General features: G+C 70.7%; 18 protein-coding genes and 1 pseudogene. 7 read left to right on the top strand and 12 right to left on the bottom strand.

Annotated features, from left to right (window positions below; translation table 11 throughout):
- Nucleotides 1-161: 161 nt before the first annotated feature.
- The 3 genes from ACWC09_RS45750 to ACWC09_RS45740 all read left to right on the top strand — a co-directional run bounded on the left by ACWC09_RS45750 (nucleotide 162) and on the right by ACWC09_RS45740 (nucleotide 5,131).
- On the top strand, nucleotides 162-878 hold the full coding sequence (locus ACWC09_RS45750; protein WP_450857400.1) for a FadR/GntR family transcriptional regulator: 717 nt from the start codon (nucleotides 162-164) through the stop codon (nucleotides 876-878).
- A 324-nt stretch (nucleotides 879-1,202) separates the two neighbouring features.
- On the top strand, nucleotides 1,203-3,197 hold the full coding sequence (locus tag ACWC09_RS45745; protein ID WP_450857399.1) for a glycosyltransferase family 2 protein: 1,995 nt from the start codon (nucleotides 1,203-1,205) through the stop codon (nucleotides 3,195-3,197).
- Complete coding sequence (locus tag ACWC09_RS45740; RefSeq protein WP_450857397.1) at nucleotides 3,194-5,131, top strand: galactose oxidase-like domain-containing protein; 1,938 nt, start codon at nucleotides 3,194-3,196, stop codon at nucleotides 5,129-5,131. Before ACWC09_RS45745 ends, ACWC09_RS45740 begins: the two co-directional genes overlap by 4 nt.
- A 64-nt stretch (nucleotides 5,132-5,195) precedes the next feature.
- On the opposite strand, the gene ACWC09_RS45735 is transcribed toward ACWC09_RS45740, so the two are convergent.
- A complete protein-coding gene (locus ACWC09_RS45735; RefSeq protein ID WP_450857396.1) occupies nucleotides 5,196-6,233 on the bottom strand; it encodes a glycoside hydrolase family 6 protein in 1,038 nt (345 codons plus the stop codon).
- Between the two features lie 539 nt (nucleotides 6,234-6,772).
- Here ACWC09_RS45735 and ACWC09_RS45730 point away from each other — a divergent pair.
- A complete protein-coding gene (locus ACWC09_RS45730) occupies nucleotides 6,773-7,180 on the top strand; it encodes an ANTAR domain-containing protein (protein ID WP_450857394.1) in 408 nt (135 codons plus the stop codon).
- A 316-nt stretch (nucleotides 7,181-7,496) separates the two neighbouring features.
- On the opposite strand, the gene ACWC09_RS45725 is transcribed toward ACWC09_RS45730, so the two are convergent.
- The 6 genes and pseudogenes from ACWC09_RS45725 to ACWC09_RS45700 form a co-directional block, all read right to left on the bottom strand.
- On the bottom strand, nucleotides 7,497-8,162 hold the full coding sequence (locus tag ACWC09_RS45725; RefSeq protein WP_450857392.1) for a class F sortase: 666 nt from the start codon (nucleotides 8,160-8,162) through the stop codon (nucleotides 7,497-7,499).
- A 7-nt stretch (nucleotides 8,163-8,169) separates the two neighbouring features.
- Nucleotides 8,170-8,706, bottom strand: a complete 537-nt coding sequence (locus ACWC09_RS45720; protein WP_450857391.1) for a hypothetical protein — start codon at nucleotides 8,704-8,706, stop codon at nucleotides 8,170-8,172.
- Between the two features lie 104 nt (nucleotides 8,707-8,810).
- Nucleotides 8,811-9,590, bottom strand: coding sequence for an HAD-IIA family hydrolase (locus ACWC09_RS45715; protein WP_450857390.1), 780 nt, complete (start codon nucleotides 9,588-9,590; stop codon nucleotides 8,811-8,813).
- 87 nt (nucleotides 9,591-9,677) lie between these two features.
- Nucleotides 9,678-10,421 carry a hypothetical protein gene (locus ACWC09_RS45710; RefSeq protein WP_450857388.1) on the bottom strand — a complete coding sequence of 248 codons (744 nt, stop codon included), beginning with the start codon at nucleotides 10,419-10,421 and terminating at the stop codon, nucleotides 9,678-9,680.
- Nucleotides 10,422-10,514: 93 nt separating this feature from the next.
- Nucleotides 10,515-11,627 carry an ROK family protein gene (locus ACWC09_RS45705; protein WP_450857404.1) on the bottom strand — a complete coding sequence of 371 codons (1,113 nt, stop codon included), beginning with the start codon at nucleotides 11,625-11,627 and terminating at the stop codon, nucleotides 10,515-10,517.
- A gap of 99 nt (nucleotides 11,628-11,726) precedes the next feature.
- Nucleotides 11,727-12,128, bottom strand: a pseudogene (locus tag ACWC09_RS45700) (MarR family transcriptional regulator); the annotation flags it as partial.
- A 56-nt stretch (nucleotides 12,129-12,184) separates the two neighbouring features.
- On the opposite strand from ACWC09_RS45700, the gene ACWC09_RS45695 reads away from it, so the two are divergent.
- The 3 genes from ACWC09_RS45695 to ACWC09_RS45685 all read left to right on the top strand — a co-directional run bounded on the left by ACWC09_RS45695 (nucleotide 12,185) and on the right by ACWC09_RS45685 (nucleotide 14,725).
- Entirely contained in the window at nucleotides 12,185-13,261 is a 1,077-nt protein-coding gene (locus ACWC09_RS45695) for a Gfo/Idh/MocA family protein (RefSeq protein ID WP_450857386.1), read from the top strand.
- Nucleotides 13,258-13,764, top strand: a complete 507-nt coding sequence (locus ACWC09_RS45690; protein WP_450857385.1) for a heme-degrading domain-containing protein — start codon at nucleotides 13,258-13,260, stop codon at nucleotides 13,762-13,764. Before ACWC09_RS45695 ends, ACWC09_RS45690 begins: the two co-directional genes overlap by 4 nt.
- 94 nt (nucleotides 13,765-13,858) lie before the next feature.
- Complete coding sequence (locus tag ACWC09_RS45685; protein WP_450857383.1) at nucleotides 13,859-14,725, top strand: LLM class F420-dependent oxidoreductase; 867 nt, start codon at nucleotides 13,859-13,861, stop codon at nucleotides 14,723-14,725.
- A 9-nt stretch (nucleotides 14,726-14,734) separates the two neighbouring features.
- Here the strand turns inward: ACWC09_RS45685 and ACWC09_RS45680 are convergent, their stop codons facing one another.
- From ACWC09_RS45680 to ACWC09_RS45660, 5 genes are all read right to left on the bottom strand, one after another.
- Nucleotides 14,735-15,865, bottom strand: coding sequence for a 5'-methylthioadenosine/S-adenosylhomocysteine nucleosidase family protein (locus ACWC09_RS45680; protein WP_450857381.1), 1,131 nt, complete (start codon nucleotides 15,863-15,865; stop codon nucleotides 14,735-14,737).
- Nucleotides 15,862-17,604, bottom strand: coding sequence for a hypothetical protein (locus tag ACWC09_RS45675; RefSeq protein ID WP_450857379.1), 1,743 nt, complete (start codon nucleotides 17,602-17,604; stop codon nucleotides 15,862-15,864). Before ACWC09_RS45675 ends, ACWC09_RS45680 begins: the two co-directional genes overlap by 4 nt.
- Nucleotides 17,597-18,727: a hypothetical protein gene (locus tag ACWC09_RS45670; RefSeq protein ID WP_450857377.1), complete on the bottom strand. Its 1,131-nt coding sequence runs from the start codon at nucleotides 18,725-18,727 to the stop codon at nucleotides 17,597-17,599. The genes ACWC09_RS45675 and ACWC09_RS45670 overlap by 8 nt, the downstream gene beginning before the upstream one ends.
- Nucleotides 18,728-18,852: 125 nt before the next feature.
- Entirely contained in the window at nucleotides 18,853-19,710 is an 858-nt protein-coding gene (locus ACWC09_RS45665; RefSeq protein WP_450857375.1) for a fumarylacetoacetate hydrolase family protein, read from the bottom strand.
- A gap of 128 nt (nucleotides 19,711-19,838) precedes the next feature.
- Entirely contained in the window at nucleotides 19,839-20,546 is a 708-nt protein-coding gene (locus ACWC09_RS45660) for a YidC/Oxa1 family membrane protein insertase (RefSeq protein WP_450857373.1), read from the bottom strand.
- Nucleotides 20,547-20,612 lie beyond the last annotated feature (66 nt).

Raw genomic sequence — 20,612 nt, 5'->3', positions numbered from 1 at the left:
TGAAGCCGGGTGAACGCCCAAGCCGGCGGGGCCACCAGCTCCGACCTGCGGATTCCGGTGCCTTGATCCCCTACACCACCTGGCGGGACGCCACCTGCGCCGGCGCAGCCCCCTCGTTCAAGCGAGGGCCTTCGGTGTGTTTGGCCGGATACTCTCTGGCCATGGCAGCCCGTGACCTTCAAGAGCGGATCAAGAAGCTCATCATCGACCGCAGGTTGCCCCCCGGGGCGTCGCTGCCGACCGAGCCCGAGCTGATGGGGTACCTCGGCGCGAGCCGGAACTCGGTGCGCGAGGCGCTCAAGGCGCTGCAGGCGATGGGGATCGTGGAGATCCGGCACGGGTTCGGGACGTATGTCGGCCCGATGACGCTGGCACCGATGATCGAGGGGCTCGCGTTCCGTACGGTCGCCGGGCACTACCGGGGTGAGGACTCCCTGCTCCAGCTGCTGGAGCTGCGCGAGGCCGTGGAGACGGGGCTGATCTCACGGCTGGCGGGGCGGATTCCGGAACGGGACCTCGTTGAACTCGACGCACTCGTGAGCCGTATGGAAGAGCAGGCCGCGCGAGGAGGCGCGGGCCTCGCGGACACCGACCGCGCCTTTCACGCCACCCTCTACCGGGGGCTGGACAACGTGTTGCTGGGCGAGGTCCTGGAGGCGTTCTGGGACGCCTTCCACCGGGTGCAGACGGACCTGGGCGGCGCGCCGCCCGACCACCGGGTCACCAGCCGGCAGCACCGGGACATCCTCGACGCGGTGCGGTCCGGCGACTCGGCACGGGCGGAGGAGGCCATAAGGGAGCACTTCGGCAACATTCGCGTCCGACTGTCCACAACTGGTCCACAGGACCCCCACACGCGCCACAATGAACGCGTATGACCGGTAAACACCGCGTTTCGCATCTTGCGATCATGATGGACGCCGTAGAACCCTGTTTTTCAAGATACTGCGGATACGCGGTAGTTGGGGGACTAGTAAGCGGTTGCCGGATCTGCGGGGTTAGGGGGCCCCGTTCACGCGCGGATGCCGAGGGGGGCATCATGCAACCGGAAGGTCGCGGTTCCATGTCTCTGGGTGTGGAAAGTGTGGTGACTGCGGCCGGTCACTGATACGTCTGTGGAGTGGAAGTCGAGGGGGACTCGGCCGCAGGCGGAAGGAACCGACACAACACGCGGGTGTGTCCCGCGTGTGGGGGGATGACTCATGACGTCGACGCCGACGGGCGCCCGGCATAACTTCGACCCGTCCGAAACCGCACAGCTGAGGGTGCCTTCGCAGCACCGCAACAGCACCACAGGCCAGTTCCGCCGGATCAAGAAAACCCTGCCGAGATACGACTACGAGCACTACAGCCGGCTGGCGGGCCCCCTCACCCAGCCCGACCCGAACAAGCCCTACAAAGTGCAGTACCGCTCGCTGCTCTCGCAGGAGCCGCACCGCGTCCGCGCCGCCCTGATGCTGGGCGCGGCGCCGCTGCTCTCGCTGATCCTGCTGGCCTGGCTGATGCAGCCGCAGCACTGGACCGAGCGCGAGTATCCCGCCTTCAGCTTCCTGCCGGCGCTCGACATCGTGATGCTCGTCTCGATCGGTCTGATCGAGTTCTTCCGCTGCATGAACGTGCTGTCGAACGCGCACGCCACACTGGTCGCCCGCGACCCCATCCCGGTGGTCCCGGAGACCGGCACGAGAGTCGCGTTCATCACGACGTACGTGCCCGGCAAGGAACCCCTGGAGATGGTGACGAAGACCCTGGAGGCGGCCGTCCGGCTGCGTCACCGGGGCCTTCTGCACGTCTGGCTCCTGGACGAGGGTGACGACGACGAGGTCAAGGCGGTCTGCGAGCGGCTCGGCGTCCACCACTTCTCCCGCAAGGGAGTCGAGGGCTGGAACCAGAAGAAGGGCCCGTTCCGCGCGAAGACCAAGCACGGAAACTACAACTCGTGGCTCGCGGCGCACGGCGACGACTACGACTACTTCGCCTCGGTCGACACCGACCACGTCCCGCTGCCCAACTACCTGGAGCGGATGCTCGGTTTCTTCCGCGACCCGGACGTCGGCTTCGTCATCGGCCCGCAGGTGTACGGAAACTACGACAACCCCATCACCAAGGCGGCGGAGTCGCAGCAGTTCCTGTTCCACGCCCTCATCCAGCGGGCCGGAAACTTCTACGGCGCCCCGATGTTCGTGGGTACGTCGAACGCCGTACGGATCAAGGCACTCAAGCAGATCGGCGGTCTGTACGACTCGATCACCGAGGACATGGCGACCGGCTTCGAGATCCACCGGCACAAGAACCCGGCGACGGGCAAGAAGTGGCGCTCGGTGTACACGCCGGACGTGCTCGCGGTGGGCGAGGGTCCGGGCGCCTGGACGGACTTCTTCACCCAGCAGCTGCGGTGGTCGCGGGGGACGTACGAGACGATCCTCAAGCAGTACTGGAAGGGCTGGTTCTCGCTGCCCCCGGGCAAGCTCTTCAACTACACGATGATGATCATCTTCTACCCGATGTCGGCCCTCAACTGGATCCTGGCGGCGCTGAGTTGTGCGCTGTTCCTGGGCCTGGGCGCCTCGGGTGTGAACATCGACCCGACGGTCTGGCTGATGCTGTACGGCAACGCCTCCGCGCTGCAGATCGGCCTCTACATCTGGAACCGTCGGCACAACGTCTCCCCGCACGAGCCCGAGGGCTCCGGCGGTGTGGCGGGCATGGTGATGTCGGCCCTCTCCGCGCCGATCTACGCCCGCTCCCTCATGGACGCCGTGCTGCGCCGCAAGAGCAAGTTCGTGGTGACGCCCAAGGGCGACTCGGCCAGCCCGGACACGCTGTTCGGGACCTTCCGTATCCACCTGTTCTTCATCCTGGTCTTCGGCGGCTCCATCGCCGCCGGTGTCACGCTGGGGCACTCGCACCCGGCGATGATCGTCTGGGCGACCTTCGCCCTGCTGATCACCGCGTCGCCGATCTTCGCCTGGCGGTACACGCTGCGGAAGGCGAAGAAGGAGCCGCCCGCGCCGGTGTACGAGGAGCCGCAGGACGCGCCGCTCTCCGTGCCGTACCAGCCGCGGCCGCTGCCGGGGCAGCACACGCCGGCCCATGGCACCGCCCAGAAGCCCAGCTGGGCCGCCTCGAACGAGGGCGCGGGCAACGACCAGACGATGCAGATCGCACTCGGTGGATTTGGGGGACGTAAGGAATGAACGACCGTGCAGGCCGCCGCCGTGCTCGCAGGCTCGCGATCGGTACGGCGGTGGTGCTCGCGCTGGCCGGGATGAACGGTCCGTGGCTGTACCGCTTCGGGACGGAGAAGTACCACGAGTACAAGATCAACAGACCCGAGTACAAGGCGGACAACGGTCACTGGCAGATCGTCGAGTTCCCCAAGGAGTACCGCCAGGACACCATCCACGCGGCGCTGCTGCACACCGGGAAAGTGCTGCTGATCGCGGGGTCCGGCAACAACCAGGACAACTTCAACGCGAAGAAGTTCGACTCGCGGATCTGGGACCCGGTCAGGGGCACCATCAAGAAGGTGCCCACACCGGCCGACCTGTTCTGCACCGGGCACACCCAGCTGGCCAACGGCAACATCCTGATCGCGGGCGGCACCAAGCGGTACGAGACGCTGAAGGGCGACGTCACCAAGGCGGGCGGCCTGATGGTCGTCCACAACGAGAACCCGGACAAGCCGATCACACTGCCGGCGGGCACCAAGTTCACCGGCAAGGAGAACGGCAAGACGTTCGTCTCCAAGGACCCGGTGCTGGTGCCGCGCGCCAAGAAGGTCTTCGACACGGCGACGGGCAAGTTCCTGCGCAACGACCCCGGGCTCGGCCGGATCTATGTCGAGGCGCAGAAGAAGGGCACCAAGTACGAGACCGGCACCCAGGACAACTACCGGATCCAGGGCCTGACCGGCGTCGACGCGCGCAACACGTACGGCATCGCGCAGAAGCTCGCGCTCGACAAGAAGGACTTCCAGGGGATCAGGAACGCCTACGAGTTCGATCCGGTCGCCGAGAAGTACATCAAGGTCGACCCGATGAACGAGGCCCGCTGGTACCCGACGCTGACGACTCTGTCGGACGGCAAGATCCTCAGCGTCTCCGGGCTCGACGACATCGGGCAGTTGGTGCCGGGCAAGAACGAGATCTTCGATCCGGCGACCAAGAAGTGGACGTACACCAAGAAGCTCCGGCAGTTCCCGACGTACCCGGCGCTGTTCCTGATGCAGAACGGGAAGATCTTCTACTCGGGTGCGAACGCGGGGTACGGGCCGGACAACGTCGGTCGTGATCCCGGTATCTGGGATGTCGGCACCAACCAGTTCACCAAGCTGTCCGGGCTGAGCGATCCCAAGATCATGGAGACGGCCGGGACCGTGCTGTTGCCTCCGGCGCAGGACGAGAAGTACATCGTGATCGGGGGCGGCGGGGTCGGCGAGTCCAAGCTGTCCAGCAAGAAGACGCGGCTGATCGACTTCAAGGACAAGAACCCGAAGTTCGTGGACGGGCCTTCGCTGGAGAAGGGGACGCGGTATCCGCAGTCCTCGATCCTGCCCGACGACACGGTGCTGGTGTCGGGCGGGTCGGAGGACTACCGGGGGCGCGGTGCCTCGGACATCAAGCAGGCACGGATCTACCACCCGGGCAGCAACACGTTCGACAAGGTGGCCGATCCGCTGGTGGGCCGGGACTACCACTCCGGGTCGATCCTGCTGCCCGACGGACGGGTGATGTTCTTCGGGTCCAACCCGCTCTACGCGGACAAGGCCAACACCAAGCCGGGGTTCTTCGAGCAGCGGATCGAGATCTATACGCCGCCCTATCTGTACCGGGATTCACGGCCGACGTTGTCGGGGGGCACGCAGACGATCGCTCGGGGTGGGACGGGGACGTTCACGTCTCCGCAGGCCTCGGCGATCAAGAAGGCGCGGTTGATCCGGCCCAGCGCGTCGACGCATGTCACGGATGTGGATCAGCGGTCGATCGCGCTGGACTTCAAGACGTCCGGGAACAAGATCACGGTGACGGTGCCGAAGAATCGGAATCTGGTGCAGTCCGGTTGGTACATGCTGTTCGTGGACGACGATCAGGGGACGCCGAGCAAGGCGCAGTGGGTGAAGGTGCCGTAGCGCTCCCGCGGGTGCGTGGTGGGGTGCGGGTGCGCTGTGGCTGGTCGCGCAGTTCCCCGCGCCCCTAGGGCGTTGATGCCTTCGCCAGTTTCAGAGCGTAGGTCGGCCACCAATCGCCTGCCTTCGGGCCGCCCTTGCAGGTGCCGTCCGACTCTCCCGGCCTCTTCACCCACAGGTACGCGTCCACCAGCGGGTCAGCCGTTTTCGTGGTCGGGGTCTCCCCCAGCGCCCGCCCCGGCGGGTTGCACCAGTTCGCGTCGGGTTTCCCGCCCGTGTACGGGCCGTTGCCGTTGCGGCTGGTGTCGATGACGAAGTGTTTGTTGCCCACCTTGGCGGAGAGCTGCTTGCCGTAGGCGATGGAGGCCTTGGTGGAGTAGAAGTTGGAGACGTTGACCGAGAAGCCGTCGGCCTGGGCGATGCCCGCTCGGGTGAGGGGCTGGGAGATCTGGTCGGGGTGGCTCCAGCCGGCGTTGCCCGCGTCCAGGTAGACCTTGGTGGACTTGAGGGACTTGAGCTTGGTGATGGCGTAGTTGAGGAGGGCGTAGCGCTCCTCCTGGAAGTCGGACGGGGTGCAGCCGTCCACCAGGTGGAGTACGGCGTCGGGTTCGAGGATGACCATCGTCGGGCGGTCGGCGATGCCCTGGGCCACGCCGTCGATCCAGGTGCGGTAGGTGTCGCCGTCCGCGGCGCCGCCCTGGGAGTACTGGCCGCAGTCGCGGTGCGGGATGTTGTAGAGGACGAGCAGGGCCGTGCGGCCGGCCTTGTCGGCGGCCTCGGTGAAGCCCTGGGCCTCCTGCTCGGGGTTCTCCGGGCCGATCCACTCGCCGGTCGGCTGCTCGGCGATCTTGCGGATCTGCTCGGCGTCGCCGTCCTTGCCGGACTTGGCGTACGCGGCGACCTGGCGGGCCGCGTTGCCGTCCGGGTTGACCCAGAACGGATCGCTCTCCTTGGGCTGTTGGGTGATCTTCGCGCCGGCGTCCTTGTCCTGGTCGCCCGACGAGGAACATCCCGCGACCAGCAGTGCCACCCCCAGCACCATCGCGGAAGCCCGCACGCCCGTCCCGAAGGCAAGAAGCGACCCAGCCCCCCTCATGCCGTACATCCAACTCCCCCTTGGGTGCCACGGTCCAAGTCTCAATCCTGGCATACGGCCCGCACCGCCCACGAGGCCGCCCGAGCCTTGTCGGCGAGCTGTTACAGCACGGATGGTGGGGGGAGGCGCAGGTCTGCACGGGGGCGGGCGGCCCGGGATGGGGAGGCGCGCGGCCATGCACCACACCACCAGGGAACTCCGGCTCGCGGCGGCACTGGTGGAGGCGGGGGACACCGTCGTCGACGGCTTCGACGCCGTGCGGTATCTGCGACGGCTCGCGGACCGGTGCGTGGAGTTGCCGGCCGCGCAGGCGGCCGGGGTGATGTACCTCGACGGAGGGCAGAACGTCTCGCTCGCGGGGTGCAGCGACCACGAGGAGATGGCGCTGGAGCTGTTGCAGGCCCAGCACGACGGCGGTCCCTGCCTGGACAGTCTCGCCTCCGGGCGGCCGGTCGCGCCGGTCTCGATCCGGGCGGCCCGGGCGGCGTCCCGCTGGCCCGAGTTCACGGAGCGGGGCACTCAGGCACGACGTCGTCACCACCTACGCCGTGCCCCTGCGCCGGCACGGCCAACTGCTCGGCGCGCTCAATGTGTTCGTGCCCACCCTGCCCGAGGACGAGCCGCCCACCGGCGGCGGCACCGACCTCCGGCTCGCCCCGCTGCTCGCCGACGCCGGCGCCGTCGGACTGCGCAACCACTTCACCTACGTCCACTGCCGTACCGTGACGGGCCAGTTGCAGCAGGCGCTGTCCAGCAGGGTCCGTATCGAACAGGCGAAGGGCATGCTCGCCGAGCGCTGGCAGGTCCCGGCGGACCACGCCTTCGTCGCGCTGCGTTCCTTGGCACGCCGGCGCCGACTGCCCCTGGACCAGGTCGCGCAGTCGGTGATCACGCTGGTCGCGGACGACGCCGAGCTGCGCCGGGAAGCGCCGGGACCGCCCCAGGAGCCGCGGTAGAGCCCCGTGGAACCCGCTCAGAAGCGGGGCCGAAGCCTGGTGGCGGCCTCGACATGCAGGGCATATGACGGAGAGCTACCGTAGCGGAACCTGGCGTCAAACAGCCTCTAGGCTCAGGCGCTCATCCGTTCTAGGGTGGGCTCAGACGGCCCGAGCCCCCGGTCGGACAGCCTCCCGTGCCCGTCGCCGGGTTACTCCCGCAGCCCGTGCGCGCGCGGTTGAGGACCAGCCCGGTCGGCGGCTTTGGGGGGAGCGGGCCGTCGACCGGGCCAGGTGCCCGGTGGTTCCCGGAACCCGGTCGGAGGCCGGGCGGCTCTCACAGCCCGCTGCCGGTCAGGTACGCGGACACGACCACGTTCGCCGTGTAGCTGCGGCTGGCCCGGTCGAAGGTGCCGCCGCAGGTGATCAGCCGCAGCTCGGCACGGCCCGACTGGCGCTGTCCGTAGGCCTGTTGGGGGTCGAAGCGGTCGCGGCTGAGGACTTGCACATCGTCGACCGTGAACTCGGCGACCTTGGCGTCGTCCCGGATGACACGGATCGTCTCACCGGGTCTGAGGGCGCTGAGTTTGTAGAAGACGGCGGGCCGGGTCTCGGTGTCGACGTGCCCCACCATGAGCGCGGGCCCGGCGGCTCCGGGCTTCGCGCCGGACGCGTACCACCCCACCACGCCCGCCTGGTCGAACGGCGGCGGATCGATCGCCCCCTGCCGGTCCAGCCCCCGCGCCACGACCGGCGCCTGCACACCGAGGTCGGGAATGTCGAGCCGCTGCGGCAGGGCGTCCTTCAACGGCCTTGCCGCGGGCGGAAGTTCCGCATCCGGCGGCCGGCCGACGGCCGCCATGTCCCCGGTGGCCGGGGCGGATATCCCCTGCCGTACGTCGGTGACCTCCCTCCCCCACAGCCACAGCCCGAGCAGCAGCACGGCCCAGGCGAGGCCCGTCAGCAGCCGGCCGGAGGGGGAGGGACGCTCGTGGTCCGCCATGCCCCGGTCAGTCCGTCCCGCGTCTCCGCCGACCGCCCAGCAGCGCTACGGCGACCGCGGCGACACCGGCGAGCACCAGCCCCGTCACCGCCTGGGCCGTACCGGGGCCGGCGGAGCGGATGTCCACGGAGGCGAAGTGGGCGGTGCCTCCGCCGCCCGCGTGGACGGGGGCGACGGGAGAGGCGGTGGGGGCCGAGGACTGCGAGCCCTGCGCCATGACGGTGATCCTGCCCTTGATCTCGAAGTCGGCGCAGGTGATCTTCACGTCGTAGGAGCCGGGCTCCGCGGTGGAGCGGACCTGGGTCTCCCCGGCGAGCGTCCCGGCGGTGCCCGCGAGATGCGCGTCCGCGACGAACGCCGTGGAGACGGCGGTGGCCGTCCTGCCGGAGCAGCCGGTCACCCGCAGCGCGACATCGGCGCCGGCGGCGGGGGACGTCGGGGTCACCGAGACACTGCCACCGCCCCCGTCCGCCGCGTGAGCCGCCGGGGTGAGTGCGCAGGCACCCAGGAGCCCTGCGCAGAGAGTGAGGCGTAGTGAGCCCATCGTGAAACCTCCAGACAACTGGAGACTGCCCCGGCAGTGCGGGCCCCGCATCCTCAGCGGGGCCCGCACTGCTCCATACGGGTTCGGAAAGGTTTCGGTCCCGGTCAGACGAGGTCGACGAGATCCGCGATCGAGTCCACGATGTGCGACGGCCGGTACGGGAAGTCCTCGACCTGCTCCGGCCGCGTCAGCCCGGTCAGCACCAGGAACGTCTGCATCCCGGCCTCCATGCCCGCCAGCACATCGGTGTCCATGCGGTCGCCGATCATCGCGCTGGTCTCGGAGTGCGCCCCGATGGCGTTCAGGCCCGTCCGCATCATCAGCGGGTTGGGCTTGCCCGCGAAGTACGGCTTCCTGCCGGTCGCCTTGGTGATCAGCGCGGCCACGGCACCGGTCGCCGGGAGCGGGCCCTCGGTGGACGGGCCGGTCTCGTCAGGGTTGGTGGCGATGAAACGGGCGCCGTTGTTGATCAGCCGTACCGCCTGGGTCATGGCCTCGAAGGAGTACGTCCGGGTCTCGCCGAGGACGACGTAGTCCGGCTCGTGGTCGGTGAGGATGTAGCCGATGTCGTGCAGGGCGGTCGTGAGCCCCGCCTCGCCGATGACATAGGCGCTGCCGCCCGGCCGCTGGTCGTCCAGGAACTGGGCGGTCGCCAGCGCCGAGGTCCAGATGGACTCGACCGGCACGTCCAGGCCCATGCGGCGCAGCCGGGCGTGCAGGTCGCGCGGGGTGTAGATCGAGTTGTTGGTGAGGACCAGGAAGGGCCTGCCGGACTCGCGCAGCTTCTTCAGGAAGGCGTCAGCGCCGGGGATCGGTATGCCCTCGTGGATGAGCACACCGTCCATGTCGGTGAGCCACGACTCGATGGGCCTGCGTTCTGCCATGTGCGGGATCTCCTGCCGTACGCATGTACGCGGTGCTGCGTCGCCCCCAGCCTAAACAGTGGCCGGATCTTGAGGGAATGGGCGAGCTCAGCGGCGTCCGCGCCGGCGCCGGGCGAGCAGCAGCGCGCCGCCGGTGGCGAGGAGGAGGGTGGCGGTGGCGGCGAGGGCTCCGCCGGGGGTCTGGAGGCCCGTCCGGGCGAGCTCGTCGGCGAAGGGGAGGCCCCCCTGGTCGCGGTGGGGCGGTGCCGTGCCCGTACCCGTACCCGTACCGGCCTCGGGGGACTGGTCGTCCCCGATGCGGAAGCGGTAGTCGCCGGATTGGCCGATCCAGTCGCCGTCGTCCGCGCGCCGCTGGACGACGGCCGCGTTGGCGGTGACCTCGTTCGGTACGGCGTCCGAGGTGAAGGCGAGACGGACCGTGACGGTGAGGGTCCTGCCGGGGCCGACGGTGAAGCCCGGGAAGCCGTCGTCGAAGGGGCCGACGAGTTCGGCCTCGTCGGTGGGCTGGAAGCGGACGGGGTGGAGGCGGGTGCCGTCGTAGAACTCGAGGCGCGGCTGGGCGGGTTTCAGCGCCCGTTTCCCGTCGACGAGGACGACGACCGGGTGGATGGCCGTGCAGGTGCGGGTGGTGGTGTTGGTGAGATCCAGATACCAGGTGCGGTATCCGCCGCCGGCCGCGTAGGCGTCGGGGGCGTCGTGGATGCGGGTGGTGAGGGGGAAGCGGTCGCCTTCGGAGCAGGTGGGGACGGGGGTGGCCGACGCGGGGACCGGGGTGAGGAGGAGAGCGGCGGCCGCTGCGAGGCAGAGGGACAGGGGCGTGGGCAGTCGCATGAACACATGACCATGCCGGGTGCGGGCGCGGGACCGGCGACGCCGCTCCGTGCGGCGTCCCAAGTCCCCTCGATCAGCCCACGCGGACGTACCTCAGCCGTCGGTACGTCCGAAGACCGGCCCCAGCACCAGCTGCGCCGCCCCCTCGGCGACGCCGCCCGAGGCGACCCGCACCGGGACGGGCTCCTCGCCCGCGCGCCGGGCCCGTTCGTCGAGCACGGCGGCCACACCCCGTACGAACGCCTCCGGCGCGGTGGCGACGGCACGGCCGCCGAGCAGGACGAGGTCGACGTCGAGCAGGGCGACGAGGTTGCCGGCGCCGACCCCGAGCACACGGGCGGCCTCGGCGAGGTCACCGCGGGCCACGGCGGCCAGGCACAGCGCCTCGACACACCCCCGGTTGCCACAGCCGCAGAGCGGCCCGTCCAACTGCACGACCTGGTGTCCGAACTCCCCGGCCCCGGTGCGGGCCCCCCGATGCACGGCACCCCCGATGACGAGTCCGGCCCCGAGCCCCGTACCGGCATGCAGATACGCGAAGGAGCCTCCCTCACCGCCGACCGCCAGCCCCAACGCGGCCGCGTTGGTGTCCTTGTCGACGACGACGGGAACACCGAGACGGCCCGCGAGGACGTCCCGCAGCGGGAAGCCGTCCCACTCGGGGAATCCGGTGACGCGGTGCAGGATGCCGTGGGTGTGGTCGAGGGGCCCGGGGAGGGCGATGCCGACACCGAGGAGGGAGGGAGCGGAGCCGAGAGGCGCGGCGGGGGGCGCCGAGAGGGGCGCCGGGGGCGTGAGGCCCGCGGAGGGAGCGGAGGCGGGAGAGACGGCCGGGGGTGCGGTGGGCGCACGATCCGCGGAGGGCGCGGAGACGAGAGAGGCGGCGAGATCTCCGGCAGGAGACGCACTGGGCGCACGATCCGCGGAGGGCGCGGAGACGAGAGAGGCGGCGAGATCTCCGGCAGGAGACGCACTGGGCGCACGATCCGCGGAGGAAGCCGAGGCGAGTGAGCTTGCGAGACCGCCCGCGGGAGACGCACTGGGCGCGCGATCTCCGGACGAAGCCGAGACGCGAGAGCCTGCGAGACCTGCGACAGGAGACGCACTGGGCGCGCGGTCTCCGGAGGGAGCGGCCGTGGAGGGAGCGGCGGTGGAGGGCGCGGTGGCGGAGGGAGCGGCGGTGGAGGGCACGGCGGTGGAGGGCACGGCCGTGGAGGGCGCGGCCTCCGTGGTAGGCCCGGCGGTCTCCGATGCTCCGGAAGCCGCTCGACCCGACCCACCGTGCACCGGCCCCTCTCCCCGCAGCCCCGCGTCCACCAGCTCCGCCACCGCCACCGCGACCGCCTCCACCACGGCCTCCGCGCCCACCACCAGATCCACCGAGGCCCGCCGCTCCCCCACCACGGCCCCCGTCAGATCCACCAGCACCGCCCGCAGCCCGTCCCGGTCCAGATGCACGCCGACCGCGTGCCCCGCCTCCGGGACCAGCCGCAGTACCGTCCGCGGCTTCCCGCCCGTCGACGCCCGGCGCCCCGCCTCCGCCGCGAGCCCGTCGGCCCGCAGCCGGGCGATGATCTTGCTGACGGCCTGGGGGGTCAGCCCGGTGCGCTCGGCGAGTTCGAGCCGGCTGATGCCGGTGCCTCCGGCGGCGCGCAGCAGGTCCAGGACGAGCGCGGTGTTGTGGCTGCGCAGGGCGAGGAGGTTCACGTCTCCATTCTCTCCGGAGCTTGCACTTTGGCAACACCGTTGCCAAAGTGGGGAGCATGACTGGTACGACTGCCACTCCCCGCCGCGTCGGCCTCGTCGGCTTCGGGCTCGCGGGCTCCGTCTTCCACGCCCCGCTGATCGCCGCCACCGAGGGCCTGGTCCTCGACACGGTGGTCACCTCGAACCCGGAGCGGCAGGAGCAGGCCCGCGCCGAGTTCCCGGACGTCCGTCTCGCCGCCACCCCCGACGAGCTGTTCGACCGCGCCGACGACCTCGACCTCGTCGTCGTCGCGTCGCCCAACAAGACGCACGTCCCGCTCGCCACCACCGCCCTGAAGGCAGGTCTCCCGGTCGTCGTCGACAAGCCGGTCGCCGGCACCGCCGCCGAGGCCCGCGCGCTCGCCGCCCTCGCCGAGGAGCGCGGCCTGCTCCTCTCCGTCTTCCAGAACCGCCGCTGGGACAACGACTTCCTGACCCTGCGCAAGCTGCTCGCCGAGGGCGAGTTGGGCGAGGTATGGCGCTTCGAGTCCCGCTTCGAGCGGTGGCGCCCGCAGCCCAAGGGCGGCTGGCGCGAGTCCGGCGACCCGGCAGAGATCGGAGGTCTCCTCTACGACCTCGGCAGCCATGTCGTCGACCAGGCCCTGACCCTCTTCGGCCCGGTCACCACCGTCTACGCCGAGTCGGTCGTCCGCCGCCCCGGCGCCGAGACCGACGACGACACCTTCATCGCCCTCACCCACACCGGCGGCGTCCGCTCCCACCTCTACGCCTCCGCGACGGCCGCCCAACTCGGCCCGCGCTTCCGGGTGCTGGGCTCGAAGGCGGGCTATGTGAAGTACGGCCTCGACCCGCAGGAGGCGGCCCTGCGGGAGGGCGAGCGCCCCGGCGGGGAGTGGGGTCTGGAGCCCGAGTCGGAGTGGGGCCGTATCGGAGCCGGCGAGTCGCCCCTCACCGGAGGCGGCACGCCCGTCCCCACCCTCCCCGGCGACTACCCCGCGTACTATGCGGCCGTGACCAGGGCCCTCAACGACGACGGTCCCAACCCGGTGACCGCTCTGGAGGCGGCCGCCGCCCTCGACGTGCTCGAGGCGGCCCGCCGTTCGGCCCATGACGGAGTGGCGGTGACGCTGTGACGCACAACACCGGGATCACCCCGAAGTTCCACCCGGAGATCACTCCCCCGCTGGAGGAACTGGAGGCACAGGAACGGCGCCTGGTCTTCCGCCAGTTCACGTACGAGGACGCCTGGGCGCTGGGTTCGCTCCTGGTCGACCTGGCCCGTGAGCGTCAGGCGCCGGTCGCCATCGACATCCACCGTGCGGGCCAACAGCTCTTCCATGCCGCCCTGCCCGGCTCCGCCCCGGACAACGACGCCTGGATCAACCGCAAGCGGCGGGTCGTCGAGCGCTACGGCGAGGCCTCCTACCTGGTCGGCGCCCGCTTCCGTGCGAAGGGCACGACCTTCGAGGACTCCTCGCGCCTCGACCCCGACGAGTACGCGGCCCACGGCGGCTCCTTCCCGATCACCGTGGAGGGCGTCGGCGTGGTCGGCGCGGTGACGGTGAGCGGGCTGCCGCAGCTGCAGGACCACCGGTTCGTGGTGGAGGCGCTGGAGGAGTTCCTGGCGAAGCGCTGAACCCGCTCGCGAGATGCACGTCTTCCGGGACTTTCCCGAGGCTCCCTCCGGTTGGCACCGCTGTAGAGCACACCGACCGGAGGGAACCGAGCCCGTGAGTGACGCCCTGAAGCAGTCCGTCGGCCGCCATGGCATCTGGAGCGTGGGCCTACGCGCGGAGGACCCCGCGCGGCGCACCGAACTCGCCGAGGCCGCCGCCGAGTTGGAGGAGCTCGGCTTCGGCGCCGTCTGGCTGGGCGGCAGCAGCGCGGCACATCACGCCGTACCTCTGCTGGCAGCGACCTCGAAGCTCACCGTCGGCACCAGCATCCAGTCCATCTGGCAGTACGAGGCGGCCGAGAGCGCGGCGGGCTTCGCCGAGGTGGAGTCGGCCCACCCGGGGCGCTTCGTCCTGGGCCTCGGCGTCAGCCACGCCAGGATCGCGGAGCAGTACCGCCGCCCGTACTCGGCCCTGGTCGCCTACCTCGACGCCCTCGACGAGGCCGGTGTCCCCGCGGACCGCCGGGTGCTGGCCGCCCTGGGCCCGCGGAGCCTGGAGCTGGCCCGCGACCGCTCGGCGGGCTCGGTCCCGTATCTGGTCAACGCCGAGCAGACGGCCGGGGCCCGCGAGGTCCTCGGCGAATCCCCGCTGCTGGCCCCCGAGTTGAAGGTGGTCCTGGAAACGGACCCGGCCCGGGCCCGCGCCCTGGCCCGCTCCACCCTGGCCCTGTACCTCGCCCTCCCGAACTACACCAACAACTTCCTCCGCAACGGCTTCACCGAGGAGGACCTGACGGACGGGGGCAGCGACCGGCTGGTGGACGCGGTGTTCGCGTGGGGCACCGAGGACACGATCCGGGCCCGCGTCACGGAGTTCCTCGACGCGGGCGCGGACCATGTGGCGCTCCAGCTGATCGAGGACGGCGCGCGGGACTCCCTTCCCCGGCACGGGTGGCGGAGGCTGGCGGAGCTGCTCGGCTGAGCGTGCGCCTCACAGACGGTCCAGACCCGGGGGCTCGTAGCCCGTCCGCAGGAAGTCCTGCAGCGACAGGGCCGCGAACGCCGAGGACAGGAACTTCCACTCCGGGGACTGACGGGTGTCGCCGTAGTCGCTGATGCCGCGGAAGATCAGCCAGCGCCGGTCGCCGACGGCCTTGACGAAGCCGTAGGACTCCATGTCGGCCGCGCGGATCGTCTCGTCGTGACGGTCCCGGAGTTCGGGCAGGGACCTGCCGTCCCGGAGGACCTTCTCGCCGGTGGCGATCGTCGCGTGGACCGTGTGCACCTCGGGCACGTGTCCCGGGGCCAGCCGTTTCGGGCGCCGGTGGCCGGGCAGGCCGTCGACGAACTCGGTCACCCTCGTCCGGAAGTCCGGGCCGCAGGGGTCGTAGTAGAAGAGCCCGTATCTGAAGGCATGGCGGCCCTGTTCGCTCTCGGGGCGCGGCTGCCACACGTCCGGGGCGGCCAAGCGGCCCGGCTCGTAGTACAGGACGCGGTCGCTGACCACGACGTCCCCGAGTTTGACCTTGTCGCGGACGCCGGCCGCGGTGCCCAGGAGGAAGACGGCGCGCGGCGCGAAGCGTTCGACGAGAGCGTGGACGGGTCCGCCCACATGCACCTGCCCGGCCTGTCCGGCCACCGTGACGACGACCGTCAGACGTCTCGCGGGCAGATTGCGGTTGGCGATCTCGGCGGTGTAGAAGCGCTGGCCGTCCTCGGAGGTCTCGAAGACGGTGCCGTCCAGGCCGAACACCGCGAGAACGGCGTCGAGTTCCTCACGGATGACGGTCACGACGCCGATGTCGGCGCGTACGGGCTCCACGGCCGGGACGGGCACGCCCCGCCACGGCACGGACGGGTTGTCGGGGAGGAAGGACTCGATGACCATCCGGTCGAGCTGAGCCTTGCGTTCCTCGGGCAGGCCCAGGGACTTGCGAGCGTAGTCGGCGATCAGCAGGCTGCGTTTCATGTGCCCGCGGCCGTCGGGGGTGGCGTCCCTGGGCTCCCAGTGCTCCCGTCTGCTGTACAGCAGGTGGACGAGGGTGCGGCAGGCGTCCTCGGCGCTCTCCTCGGACCAGACGTCGAGTTCGCCGACCGGGCCGTCGTACGAGGTGTCCGTCATCCGCCGCTCCTCGCCGCCCGGATCCGGTAGAGCGGGTGGACGGGCAGTCCGTCGAGGTCGCCCGCCTCGGAGAAGTCGATGATCGGGACGAGCGCGCGGGGTTCGATGCCGTGCAGCTTCAGGATGCCGCGCATGGTCCGGGCCGTGGTGCCGGAGGCCCGGAACTCGTCGAGGATCACCACCTTGCCGCCCCGGTCGCTCAGGTGGCGCAGCTGCCGCCGCCACAGATGGCTCTGCGTCTCGCGCAGGTGTTTCGCGCGCTCCTCGGCGTCGAGGGTGGTGCGGTGGTCCAGGACCTCGCTCGGGATACGGATCACCGTCGGCCGGTCGTCCATGAGGGTGGCCAGCCGGTCCACGACGGAGCGGATGGGGGCCTCGTCGGGGCAGACGATGACCACACCCGAGGGGAAGCCCAGCGCGTCCAGCAGCGCCATGACCTTTCGGGCCACCCAGCCGCCGTGTTCGTCGAACACCGCCTTGAGGTCGGGCGCGTAGTGGAACCGGTGTCCCGAGGGCAGCGGGGTGATCCGCTCGGAGCCCCAGGCGGAGGCCAGGAAGACGTCCCAGACGTCGTAGCTGCGCAGGGCGTGGCCCTCGCGCAGGGGGTCGGTGTGCGGCAGGCCGATGGCGCACTGCTCGCACTCCTCCCGGAGCCTGGTCTGCCGATCGCACACCATCGCCCCGCGCAGGGGGACCGGCGACTTCGCCAGCGTCAGCCCGGACCGCGAACTGGTGATCATCACGGCCCAGGCGCGGGGCGCGAGGGCGACTCCCTGGGCGTGCAGGGCGCGGATGACGTTCTCGTAGGTGGAGGTGCGGTCGACGACGGAGAAGAACGGCACGACCGTCTCGTCGATGTCGTCCGGGTCCAGCGGGTGCATGCCGGTGGCGTCGTGGATACGGCCCTCGGGGTCGAGACGGCCGAAGCGGCAGCCCCGGGCGGCGGCGATGCCCGCGATCGCCTCGTGCAGGCCCATCTGGCGGTCCCTGCTGACCAGGAACAGCCGCGCCGGGTCGGGGACCCGGGGTTCGATGACCCGGGTCAGCCAGTCGTCGGCGAGCCGGCCGATCTCGGGGACGGCGTTCTCGACGTCGAAGAAGTACCGGCGGCAGCGCGGGGCACCGTGCCCCGAGACGCCGTAGTGACCGAGCTTGCGGACGACCTTCGCCGACAGCGGGGACTCCTCGGGCTCGGAGCGCGCCTGACGGTCCCGGTAGCCGGTGGTGAACGCCGCGTCGGGGGTGTCGCCGCGGACGGCCTCGCACTGTCCGTCGTTGGCCAGCACGATCAGACGGGCGGTGCCGCGCGTGGTGCCGTCCAGCGAGCGCAGTTCGAGCCAGAACCCGGAGCTGGCCGGCGGGAGCCGGGGCAGCATGACGACCAGGGAGCGGTCGGCGGCGGCCTTGTGCCATCCGCAGGTCAGCCGGGCGACGTTGAACAGCAACGGCTCGCCCAGCAGGTGGTACGGGTTCTCCGCCAGGTCGACGATCAGCAGCTGCGGCCCGTCCCCGGCCGGGAGGTACCTGCGGAGATAGGAGCGTGGATCCGGGGCCGGGGAGCTGAGCTCCTCCGGGGTGATGTAGACGGTCTCCTCGGCCGTCGGTTCCGACCCGGAGGACCCCGCGAGCTGCTCGCCCAGCCAGCGGTACAGCTCCGCGCGCTCGGCGGAGATCGATTCGGGGATGTCCCGGCCCACGGCGATCTTCCGGGCGGTGACGGTCACGGTGGCCTCAGACATCGCGCACCGGCAGCCGCGCGGAGAGCAGACAGCCCTGCTGGTCGGGGAGTTCGGGCCCGGACCTGAGATCGACCCGGTACGAGGAGGGGCCGCCGCGCGGGTCCGCGGAGACCTCCAGCCGGTGCCGTCCGGAGTCGATGCGCAGTACGCCCTGGAAGGTGTCGACGACGCTCTTGTAGAGGCTGTACATGCGGTGGCTCCCCCGCCCTCCGCCCGAGGGGTCGAGGTCGTACGGACTGCTCGTCACCAGGCTCGCCAGGACCAGCTCGGCGTCGTCGGTGTCTGACAGCGGCTTGCGCCGGGCGTCGTACGTCTCGACGTGCCGCCCGCCGCGGTGCACTCGGAACACGTCCCGCCCGAGCGGTCCGGTCCCTATGACCTTCCGCAACCAGTACGGCTGCAGATCGCCGTCGTCCCATTCGCTGATGGTGAGCAGGCCGGTGCCGTCCGGGGTGCCGGGCAGTTCGAGCTGGGCTCCGACGACCGCGACGCTCGCGTGGGACCGCTGCAGGACGCCCGAGACCAGCTCCTGCACGAGTACCCGCAGGACATCGGCGGCGGGCCCCGCCAGGACGCTCTCCAGCAGGCGCGTCAGGGCGTGCCCACCCCAGCGGGAGACCTCGTCGGGGAGCATCCGCTGCCGGGTGCCCGCGTCGGTCAGCAGGTAGGGGCGCAGGCCGAAGCAGTGCTGGGCGCTGAGGTAGGCGTGCACCGAGGCACGCGGGCTGTGCGAGCCCTCGTCGGCGGGGTCGGCCGGCCACTCCTCGCCGAAGTAGGCGTGGTCCTCGGCCAGGACGACGTGGTGGAAGGGCGTGCGGGTGACGGCGGAGACGGCATCGGGAAACCGCCAGAGCCGCAGCTGATGCCGTGCCGCCGCGGCCACCGGCAGGCGTAATCGTGTCCCGTGTCCCGACCGCCGGCGGGCCGCCATCGCCGACAGCAGCTGCTGGAGGGCGATGACGTCGAACGACTCCGCCTGCGCGAGATCGACGAGGACGGCCTCTCTCAGCAGTCCGAAGGAGACCATGCCCACCAGGGCCGGATCCACCTCCGACGTCGACACATGTCCACCGAGACGCAGCGTCGGCAGGGACCGCGCGTCCGGTGCTCCCCGTTGTGACATGCCGCGAGGGTGAAGCCTCGGCGCGGCCCCTGGCAATACCCGTGCAGCGGGCAATTGCCAAGGACCCTCACAAATCAACTTCCGTGCGGTCGGGCGCCCTTGAGGCGGAGGCGCCCGAACACGGGCTACGCGTCCTTGAGTTCCTGCCGCTGGCGCCCCAGCCCGTCGATCTCCAGCTCCACCACGTCCCCGGCCCGCAGGAACGGCTTCGGCTCGGGCTGCCCCAGGGCGACCCCGGCCGGCGTACCGGTGTTGATGACGTCACCCGGGTACAGGGTCATGAACTGGCTGACGTAGCGCACGACTTCCGCCACCGGGAAGATCTGCTCGGCCGTCGTGCCGTTCTGCTTCAGCTCCCCGTTGACCCACAGCTTCAGCGACAGGTTCTGCGGGTCGGCGACCTCGTCGGCCGTCACCAGCCACGGCCCGAGCGGGTTGAACGTCTCGCAGTTCTTGCCCTTGTCCCAGGTGCCGCCGCGTTCGATCTGGAACTCCCGCTCGGACACGTCGTGCGCCACCGCGTACCCGGCGACATGCCCGAGCGCGGCCTCAGCCGACTCGACGTACCGCGCCGTACGGCCGATGACGACCGCCAGCTCGACCTCCCAGTCGGTCTTCGCCGACCCGCGGGGGACGAGCACCGTGTCGTGCGGCCCGACGACCGTGTCGGCCGCCTTGAAGAAGATCACCGGCTCGGCGGGCGGCTCGGCCCCGGTCTCGCGCGCGTGGTCGTGGTAGTTCAGCCCGATGCACACGATCTTGCCGATCCGTGCGAGGGGCGGTCCGACCCGGAGGCCGGCGGCGTCCAGCACGGGCAGCCCACCGGACTCGGCGGCGGCCCGGACCCGGCCGAGCGCCGCGTCGTCGGCGAGCAGCGCCCCGTCGATGTCGGCCACGACACCGGAGAGGTCCCGCAGCACTCCCTCGGCGTCCAGCAGCGCGGGCGTCTCCGCTCCCGCCGTACCGACTCGCAGCAGCTTCATGATCACTATCTCCCTCGATCGCGGGCGGTCCTCCGACGGGTGCAGCCATCGGATGACTGGTCGATCCTCCAAGGTCGTCGTCCAGTCCGCAATACCCGGTTCACGGACTGGACCGCCCGCAGGACCGATCAGGAGTGGAGCACCGCTCGCTCCACGGCGCTCCAGGCCGTACTGGTCACCAGGTACAGCGCCGCCGCCAGCGGCACCACCGCCACGGTGAAGAGGGTGAAGAAGGACATGAACGGCATGACCTTGCCGACCGCACCCACCCCACCGGGCTGTTCCGGGACGGCGCTGTCGGCCATCATCCGCCTGGTTCGCCGGTAGTTGAGGCTCGCGACCACCAGGACGACGGCGAACAGCCCGACGTACACCAGCCCCGCTCCCCCGAACACCCCACCGCCGGTGAGCGCGTCCGTCCACCGCCCGCCCAGCGGCGCCGCGAACAGCTGATGAGCGAGCAGGCTGTTGCTCTCCCCGCCGATGCTCGCGCTGGAGAACAGGTGGTAGAGGAGAAAGAACGCCGGCAGCTGCAGCAGCCCCGGCAGGCACCCGGACACCGGCGACACCTTCTCCTCGGCGTGCAGCTCCAGCACGGCCTGCTGGAGCTTCTTCGGGTCGTCCTTGTGCCGGGCCCGCAGCTCGGCGATCTTCGGCTGGAGCGCGGCCCGGGCCTTCTGGCCCCGCGCGGCGGCCCTGGACAGGGGGTGGACGAGCAGTCGTACGAGAGCGGTGAACAGGACGATCGCGGCCGCCGCCGCGGTGGCGCCGAACAGCGGCTGGAGCAGGTCGGCCAGATGCCCGACGAGATCGGCGAAGACGGCAAAGACAGACATGGGTGAACCCTCCGAGGGTCATGCCGGATGTGTGGGGTCGTGACGGCATGACGACCCGCGCGAGGG

It is taken from the genome of Streptomyces sp. NPDC001617 (assembly GCF_053596855.1).
Note: the sequence above shows the minus strand (reverse complement) of the source record. Positions and strands in the feature narration are given on the sequence as shown.

Bases quoted from the DNA above. Each gene is read 5' to 3' on its own strand.
- ACWC09_RS45670 (WP_450857377.1), bottom strand. From the start codon at position 18,727: ATGTCACAACGGGGAGCACCGGACGCGCGGTCCCTGCCGACGCTGCGT.
- ACWC09_RS45735 (WP_450857396.1), bottom strand. From the start codon at position 6,233: ATGTACGGCATGAGGGGGGCTGGGTCGCTTCTTGCCTTCGGGACGGGC.
- ACWC09_RS45715 (WP_450857390.1), bottom strand. From the start codon at position 9,590: ATGGCAGAACGCAGGCCCATCGAGTCGTGGCTCACCGACATGGACGGT.
- ACWC09_RS45745 (WP_450857399.1), top strand. From the start codon at position 1,203: ATGACGTCGACGCCGACGGGCGCCCGGCATAACTTCGACCCGTCCGAA.
- ACWC09_RS45725 (WP_450857392.1), bottom strand. From the start codon at position 8,162: ATGGCGGACCACGAGCGTCCCTCCCCCTCCGGCCGGCTGCTGACGGGC.
- ACWC09_RS45680 (WP_450857381.1), bottom strand. From the start codon at position 15,865: ATGACGGACACCTCGTACGACGGCCCGGTCGGCGAACTCGACGTCTGG.
- ACWC09_RS45750 (WP_450857400.1), top strand. From the start codon at position 162: ATGGCAGCCCGTGACCTTCAAGAGCGGATCAAGAAGCTCATCATCGAC.
- ACWC09_RS45660 (WP_450857373.1), bottom strand. From the start codon at position 20,546: ATGTCTGTCTTTGCCGTCTTCGCCGATCTCGTCGGGCATCTGGCCGAC.
- ACWC09_RS45710 (WP_450857388.1), bottom strand. From the start codon at position 10,421: ATGCGACTGCCCACGCCCCTGTCCCTCTGCCTCGCAGCGGCCGCCGCT.
- ACWC09_RS45675 (WP_450857379.1), bottom strand. From the start codon at position 17,604: ATGTCTGAGGCCACCGTGACCGTCACCGCCCGGAAGATCGCCGTGGGC.
- ACWC09_RS45720 (WP_450857391.1), bottom strand. From the start codon at position 8,706: ATGGGCTCACTACGCCTCACTCTCTGCGCAGGGCTCCTGGGTGCCTGC.
- ACWC09_RS45665 (WP_450857375.1), bottom strand. From the start codon at position 19,710: ATGAAGCTGCTGCGAGTCGGTACGGCGGGAGCGGAGACGCCCGCGCTG.
- ACWC09_RS45740 (WP_450857397.1), top strand. From the start codon at position 3,194: ATGAACGACCGTGCAGGCCGCCGCCGTGCTCGCAGGCTCGCGATCGGT.
- ACWC09_RS45695 (WP_450857386.1), top strand. From the start codon at position 12,185: ATGACTGGTACGACTGCCACTCCCCGCCGCGTCGGCCTCGTCGGCTTC.